Source organism: Streptococcus sp. DD11, from assembly GCF_001578865.1.
GTDB classification, from domain to species: Bacteria; Bacillota; Bacilli; order Lactobacillales; family Streptococcaceae; genus Streptococcus; species Streptococcus panodentis.
This window is the reverse complement of record NZ_KQ969394.1, coordinates 97,651-104,445: the sequence shown is the minus strand read 5'-3', so window position 1 is coordinate 104,445 and position 6,795 is coordinate 97,651. Positions and strand designations below refer to the sequence as shown.

The 6,795-nt window shown below is 49.5% G+C and carries 9 protein-coding genes; 7 read left to right on the top strand and 2 right to left on the bottom strand.

The features are described from left to right. Together STRDD11_RS06445 and dnaJ are read left to right on the top strand one after the other, a co-directional pair. Positions 1-322 (top strand): hypothetical protein (locus STRDD11_RS06445; RefSeq protein ID WP_164828414.1); only part of this gene is annotated, 322 nt, incomplete at its 5' end. A gap of 452 nt (positions 323-774) precedes the next feature. Beyond that, positions 775-1,908 carry a molecular chaperone DnaJ gene (gene dnaJ / locus STRDD11_RS06440; protein WP_128836514.1) on the top strand — a complete coding sequence of 378 codons (1,134 nt, stop codon included), beginning with the start codon at positions 775-777 and terminating at the stop codon, positions 1,906-1,908. Positions 1,909-2,155: 247 nt separating this feature from the next. Here the strand turns inward: dnaJ and STRDD11_RS14290 are convergent, their stop codons facing one another. Together STRDD11_RS14290 and STRDD11_RS06430 are read right to left on the bottom strand one after the other, a co-directional pair. Beyond that, positions 2,156-2,416, bottom strand: a complete 261-nt coding sequence (locus STRDD11_RS14290) for an NUDIX hydrolase (RefSeq protein ID WP_241209346.1) — start codon at positions 2,414-2,416, stop codon at positions 2,156-2,158. Positions 2,417-2,441: 25 nt separating this feature from the next. Then, positions 2,442-3,059: a hypothetical protein gene (locus STRDD11_RS06430; protein ID WP_128836512.1), complete on the bottom strand. Its 618-nt coding sequence runs from the start codon at positions 3,057-3,059 to the stop codon at positions 2,442-2,444. A gap of 206 nt (positions 3,060-3,265) precedes the next feature. Between STRDD11_RS06430 and truA the strand changes: the two genes are divergently transcribed. The 5 genes from truA to STRDD11_RS06405 all read left to right on the top strand — a co-directional run. Continuing rightward, entirely contained in the window at positions 3,266-4,015 is a 750-nt protein-coding gene (truA, locus tag STRDD11_RS06425; RefSeq protein ID WP_128836510.1) for a tRNA pseudouridine(38-40) synthase TruA, read from the top strand. Beyond that, complete coding sequence (locus STRDD11_RS06420) at positions 4,005-4,766, top strand: bifunctional hydroxymethylpyrimidine kinase/phosphomethylpyrimidine kinase (protein WP_128836507.1); 762 nt, start codon at positions 4,005-4,007, stop codon at positions 4,764-4,766. Before truA ends, STRDD11_RS06420 begins: the two co-directional genes overlap by 11 nt. Beyond that, positions 4,756-5,217 (top strand): ECF transporter S component, encoded by a 462-nt coding sequence (locus tag STRDD11_RS06415; protein WP_128836505.1) that lies wholly within the window; start codon positions 4,756-4,758, stop codon positions 5,215-5,217. The genes STRDD11_RS06420 and STRDD11_RS06415 overlap by 11 nt, the downstream gene beginning before the upstream one ends. Positions 5,218-5,442: 225 nt before the next feature. Then, on the top strand, positions 5,443-6,006 hold the full coding sequence (locus tag STRDD11_RS06410; protein WP_128836502.1) for a TIGR01440 family protein: 564 nt from the start codon (positions 5,443-5,445) through the stop codon (positions 6,004-6,006). Between the two features lie 16 nt (positions 6,007-6,022). After that, a partial coding sequence (locus STRDD11_RS06405; protein ID WP_128836836.1) for a YSIRK-type signal peptide-containing protein occupies positions 6,023-6,795 on the top strand: 773 nt, incomplete at its 3' end.

The window sequence follows — 6,795 nt, the reverse complement described above, 5'->3', positions numbered from 1 at the left end:
TTTGGAGGAAGCAAAGAATTTTATTAAAAATATTCCACCTAATTTGTTAGACGAGTATAAAGAGATAATTTTCTCTGAAGAAAGAATTCGCCAAGCAAACTTAGATTTGCTGACTAATATAGTTTTTTCAATATTCTTTCCTTCTGTTGCTGTTTATCTTGCTGCTATTACTACAGGGGTAGATAATGTAATTGGTGCATTCTTGATTGCAGCGGCTTTGACGGCATTATTCGTAATAGAGCTTTTGTATCTTGATAGTAGAAAGAAGAGAATGAAGAGTATTGATAAACAAAGGTTATTCTATTTTTTAGAAAATACGTAATAAGAAATCCAGAGGTTGCAGCCCAGCCTCTGTTTTTCGGTAAAGAGCTAAGAAAGATCTGAACCAAGGTTATATAAAAGGACAAGTCCGCTGTGGCAAAAGTCAGATAACAAACCTTGTTATCTGACAGGGAAATTTTGAAACTTTAGGTTCAAAATTTAGTCATGAAACGGCTAGCCGTTTCATGACGACCCTGCCACTTAAGGAACTTGTCCTAATATAATTGGAAGGAATCAAGCTAAATTCTCGCTTCTTTCCGCAAATTTAAAGAAAGGAACAAGCGTGTTCGCATAATCGAACACGGGCTACGGTCCTTTCATATCTCCAATTAATTTTAGAAAGGAATTGAACCCGACCTAAATTCTCGGGAAAAAGACAAATCTTCCTAGGAGCATCGCTCCGTCGTCAGATTTCCTATTTTCCAGTCGAATTTTACGGTCTTGGTATCTTATATGAACAACACAGAATATTACGACCGTCTAGGTGTTTCTAAAAATGCGTCGCAGGACGAGATTAAGAAAGCCTATCGGAAATTATCAAAACAATACCACCCGGACATCAATAAGGAACCGGGAGCGGAAGATAAATACAAGGAAGTCCAGGAGGCCTATGAGACCCTGAGCGACGAGCAAAAACGGGCAGCCTACGACCAATACGGAGCGGCCGGAGCTAACGGCGGCTTTGGCGGCGGAGCAGGCGGTTTCGGTGGCTTTGATGGCGCTGGCTTTGGCGGTTTTGAAGACATCTTCTCCAGCTTCTTTGGCGGCGGCGCCAGCCGCAATCCCAATGCTCCTCGTCAGGGAGATGACTTGCAGTATCGGGTCAATCTCCGCTTTGAAGAGGCTGTCTTTGGCGCTGAAAAGGAAATCAAGTATAACCGCGAAGCGACTTGCCATACCTGTGCTGGTTCAGGAGCTAAGCCGGGCACCAGCCCTGTCACCTGCGGCCGCTGTCATGGTGCTGGTGTCATCAATGTGGATACCCAGACGCCGCTTGGCATGATGCGCCGTCAGGTAACCTGTGATGTCTGTCACGGCCGCGGAAAAGAAATTAAAAGTCCATGCGAAACCTGTCATGGAACCGGTCATGAAAAACGCGCCCACAGCGTTACTGTCAAAATCCCGGCCGGTGTTGAAACCGGTCAGCAGGTTCGGCTGTCCGGTCAGGGGGAGGCCGGCTTTAACGGCGGTCCTTACGGCGATCTCTATGTCGTTGTCCAGGTAGATCCGAGCGACAAGTTTGAGCGTGATGGTGCCACCATCTACTATAAGCTCAACCTCAACTTCGTTCAGGCAGCTTTGGGCGACAGTGTAGAAGTTCCGACAGTTCACGGCGATGTGGAGCTCAATATTCCAGAAGGCACCCAGACCGGCAAACGTTTCCGCCTGCGCGGGAAAGGAGCGCCAAATCTGCGAGGCGGCAGCATGGGCGATCAGTTTGTCACGGTCAATGTCGTAACGCCGACCGGCCTCAATGACAAACAAAAAGCAGCTCTCAAGGACTTTGCGGCAGCTGGCAATATCAGTGTAAATCCTAAGAAAAAAGGCTTCTTTGATAAGATGAAAGATGCCTTGGATGATTTGTAATTTAAAAACAATAAGAAAAGAGCAGTTTAGCGCTGCTCTTTTAATTTGTCCTTGTGACGATATGTTGTATACCTTGCTCCATCTTCCCCAATACATCTGGTAAAAAGTTAGGAAAGGCAGGGCAGTTCCGAATTTTATCAATTGCTATCCACTCGACTGCCTCATCGTCCGAAAAGCTGGGGAACTGTTGCCCTTTGGATGCCATCAGATAGTAGATAGAAATCTCATGGCAGTTCAATCCTGCCAATTATCCGCTATCTGGTTTGAAAAAATTTTCATGAACAAAGAGTAGGCGGTCAATTTTGTAGGCCTGTCCAGTTTCTTCGAGTACTTCGTGTTTGACAGCAGCTTCTGAGCTTTCACCTAGTTGTACAGCTCCGCCCAGAGGATAGTAGTAATCCTCGTCTGGATTGGTCATAAAGGCAACTGTCCCTTGCTCGATGATAATGGCAGCAGCCTTATAGAGAAAACCTTGCTGGTTGAGTTGGTAAGAACTGTCCTTTTCCATATTGGGCCTCCTAGCAAGAATCATTTCACGGATAAGGAACCTGATACTGGGCAGCGGCTTTCTGATAAGCATCCAGCATATAAAATCCGTAGATAAGGGTGGCAATGGCTCCGCCGACAGCTGCAAGGGCAGCGAGAGACAGCCAGTCTGTCTCTGTCGAAAATGCCAAGTAAAAGGCGATTCCGGCAGAAACAATGGGGAAAGGAGCTGTCAGGTAGTCGATTTTCCGATTCATAATCTTGGCCTGAGGGATAAAATGCAGGCCGATAATCATGGTTAGCATGGGGAAGATATATTTCTCTCCATGGAAAAAAGGCAGGATGATAGCCAGAATCCAGATGCTGCTGTAGCTGATTCCAGACAGGATGCCCATTTGTCTGCCGATGCGCCTGCTGTCCTCCGTTTCATGAGCCTCGAACTGCCTGGCATGGCGAATATTACTCAGACTGCTGCAAAGGATATAAATGTTGCAAATGGCTGTTAAGGCAAAGATTATCCAGCCGGCAATTCCCCAGGCAAAGCCAAACCAGAGCGAATAGGCCGTGTTAAAGACAGCCATCATAAGGCCGATGGGAGCGATGCTCCGGGCAATTATTCCGTATTCTTGGGAGATTTCTTCTTGGTTCAGTGTCCTCTTGTTCATAGACGTCTCCTTTCTATCATCTGTCAGGCTCTTGGAGCTTGCAGCCGACAAGTCTTTCTATAATAATCAGTTTATCTGCTTTTATTATAGCATTTTTCGGATTTGGAGTCAGGGAATTTATCGTTTTTACTTAGCTTTGAACTGTCCCCAGACAGTAGCGGTTTTTCTGCCTTGCGGCCGGCCTTTTTTCCTGCTAGAATAAAATCATGACACGTTACAAAGCTACTATTTCCTACGACGGGCATGGTTTTGCCGGATTTCAGCGCCAGCCCCATGCTAGGAGCGTTCAGGAAGAGATTGAAAAGACTCTGACTCGGATCAATAAAGGCCAGTCTGTCGTGGTTCACGGGGCGGGACGGACCGACAGCGGAGTCCATGCCCTGGGGCAGGTGATTCATTTTGATCTGCCGGAGGAGCGGGATGAGGAAAAGCTGCGCTTTGCGCTGGATACCCAGACGCCGGAGGACATTGATTTTATCCGCGTGGAGCGAGTGACCGAGGACTTTCACTCTCGCTATAATAAGCACAGCAAGACCTATGAGTTTCTGGTAGATATTGGCCGGCCGAAGAACCCTATGATGCGGCATTATGCAACCCACTACCCTTACCCTTTGGATATTAGCCTGATGCAGGAGACCATCAAGTGGCTGGAAGGGACCCATGATTTCACCGGCTTTACAGCTTCGGGTACCAGCGTGGCGGACAAGGTCCGCACCATTACAGAGGCCAGTTTGGTATTTGATTCCGACCGCAATTTTTTGGTTTTCACTTTTTCAGGCAATGGCTTTCTCTATAAGCAGATTCGCAATATGGTCGGGACACTTCTCAAGATTGGAAACAAGCGTATGCCGCCGGAGCAGCTGGAGCGGATTTTGACAGAAAAGGACCGCCATCTGGCGGGGCCGACGGCGGCGCCCAATGGACTTTATCTCAAGGAGATTCATTATGAAGAATAGACTGATCTTGTCCCTGTCGGGCAACGATATTTTCAGCGGCGGCGGCCTTCATGCCGATCTGGCTACTTATACGGTCAATGGCCTGCACGGCTTTGTGGCGGTGACCTGTCTGACGGCGGTGACCGAGCAGGGCTTTGAGGTCATTCCGGTGGATGGGCCGGTCTTTGCTCAGCAGCTGGCCAGTCTCAAGGATGTCCCTTTTTCGGCTATCAAACTGGGCCTGCTGCCCAATCTGGAGATAGCCGGGCAGGCTCTGGACTTTGTCAAAAAACGGGCGGATCTGCTGGTAGTGCTGGATCCGGTTCTGGTCTGCAAGGAACATCATGATTCAGAGGTCAGTGCTGTAAGAGAGGAATTGCTGAAGTTCTTCCCCTATGTCACCATCATTACACCCAATCTGGCAGAAGCTCAGCTATTGACCCAAAAAAGCATCCAGACCTTAGATGATATGAAAGCTGCGGCTCAGGCCTTATATGAGCTGGGAGCCAAACATGTGGTCATTAAGGGCGGCAATCGTTTTGACAAGGAGCGGGCGCTTGACCTCTACTATGACGGCCGGAACTTTGAGCTGCTGGAGTCGCCGGTGCTTGCCAGCAATAACACTGGCGCAGGCTGTACATTTGCTTCCAGCATTGCCAGTCAGCTGCTGCTGGGCGAGTCGGTCCTGGGAGCCGTGAAGCTGTCTAAGCAGTTCGTTTACCGGGCGATTGAGCAATCTGACCAATATGGGGTACTGCAGTATGAAACATAATCCTGTCAAAAAACTGATCCTGCTGTCTATGCTGACAGCCCTGTCCGCAGTGCTGGGCAGCTTCCTGAAAATTCCGACACCGACTGGCTTTCTGACGCTTTTGGATGCGGGGATTTTCTTTACAGCCTTTTATTTTGGGAAAAAAGAGGGGGCGCTGGTCGGAGCGTTGTCTGCTTTTCTGGTTGATTTGATCAGCGGCTATCCTCAGTGGATGCTTTACAGTCTGCTGATTCACGGCGCTCAGGGCTGCTTTGCCGGCTTCAAAGCTCCTTATCGCTATCTGGGGCTGCTGCTTGCGACGGTCTCTATGGTTGGCGGCTATGCTCTGGCCTCTGTCTTCATGTTTGGTGTCGGAGCGGCTCTGCCGGACCTGCTGCCCAATTTTCTGCAAAATGCTTTCGGGCTGGCTGTCGGCCTCCTTTTATACAGGCTGTTTCCCAAACAGCTGTGAGACGGAGCGGTATGCTGCTGAGCGCGAAAGCTTGAGCTTTGCCTGGCAGTGCGAAAAAGGAAGCGCTGCCAATGTTTTTGGACAATTTGCATTTTTTTGAAAGAAATCGGAGCAATCTGCTTTTAAATCTAAGGATTCTGTGGTACAATTATCTTGTTTTGCAGTCCCAGCAGAAAAGAAAGGTCAATACTTTCTCCGGTGTTCTAAGCGATAGAAGGAGACCTGATGGATTTACAGGAGATTAAAAGCCAAACGGAAGCCATCCTGCTGGATGTGCTGGAAAAATCAGCGCTGTCGCCCGGCGATATCTTTGTTTTGGGACTCTCGTCCAGTGAAGTGTTAGGAGGTCATATCGGACGGAATTCCAGTTTGGAGGTTGGGCAGGTGATTGTCAGGACACTGCTGGATAGATTGCAGGAAAGAGGGATTTTTCTGGCTGTTCAGGGGTGTGAACACCTTAATCGGGCCTTGGTCGTTGAAAGGGAACTGGCTGAAAGGAAAGCGCTGGAAATTGTCAATGTTCTGCCGACCCTGCACGCCGGCGGCAGCGGCCAGCTGGCGGCTTTTGAGTATATGCAGGACCCCGTGGAGGTGGAGTTTATCTGTGCTCAGGCGGGGCTGGATATTGGCGATACAGCGATTGGCATGCACGTCAAGCATGTCCAGATACCTGTCAGGCCGACTCTGAAGGCAGTGGGAGCTGCCCATGTCACCGCCTTGGCCAGCCGCCCTAAATTGATTGGCGGAGTCAGAGCTGCCTATCTGGAAGATAAAATAAGAAAGGGATAAAAGGAAAAAGTTTAGGATGAAGAGTTTTAGGAGTGAGAATGAGCGGGTTGAAAAGTATTCAGTCCGCAAACTGTCTGTAGGAGTGGGACCGGTTATGATTGGTGCCCTCCTTTTTGCTGCCTTTCTGCCGGCCCAAAAAGTTGCGGCGCAGGAAGAGGTCAGTCTCAGCGCTTCTGTACCGGTCCATTATCAGTACATTGCTGAAAATGAGCTGACGCTTCAGGAAAAGCGTCTGATTAGGCAGGGTCTGCCGGAGGAAGTAAAAAACAATCAGCATTATTACCTGATTTACCGCAAGCAGCCTTCCAGTCTGCCCTTGACCGGCCAGACCGGCCTCTTTGCCTTGGAGGCACTGGGAGGTGCGGCTCTGCTGGCAGTCGCTGTCTTTTCAAAGAAAAATAAAAAAGCCATGCAAGGCCTGCTTTTGCTGGGGCTGCTGGGTCAGAGCATCTTTCTGCCTGTCCACGCGCTGGCTTTGGAAAATAAAGAGCTCAATCTGCACAATCACAGCGCTGCTGCAGCGACAGCTGAAAATCTGCAGAAGGGGGTTCGCCAGATTGAAGGCTATGATTATCTGGGCTACTTTACAGCCGACGATTTGCAGGCTCTGAGGGATTCAGAGCGGCCAGCGGCTCCGGCACCGCAGCCAGCGCAGAAAGCGGCAGAACATCCGGCCGCAGAGACCGTTAGTCCGGATTCGCAGGGGACAGCCCCAGTCTCGTCAGCTCCTATTGCTGCGAGCCAGCCGATGCAGCCAGATCCGGCTGTGCCTGCTGTTCCGAGTCCGCA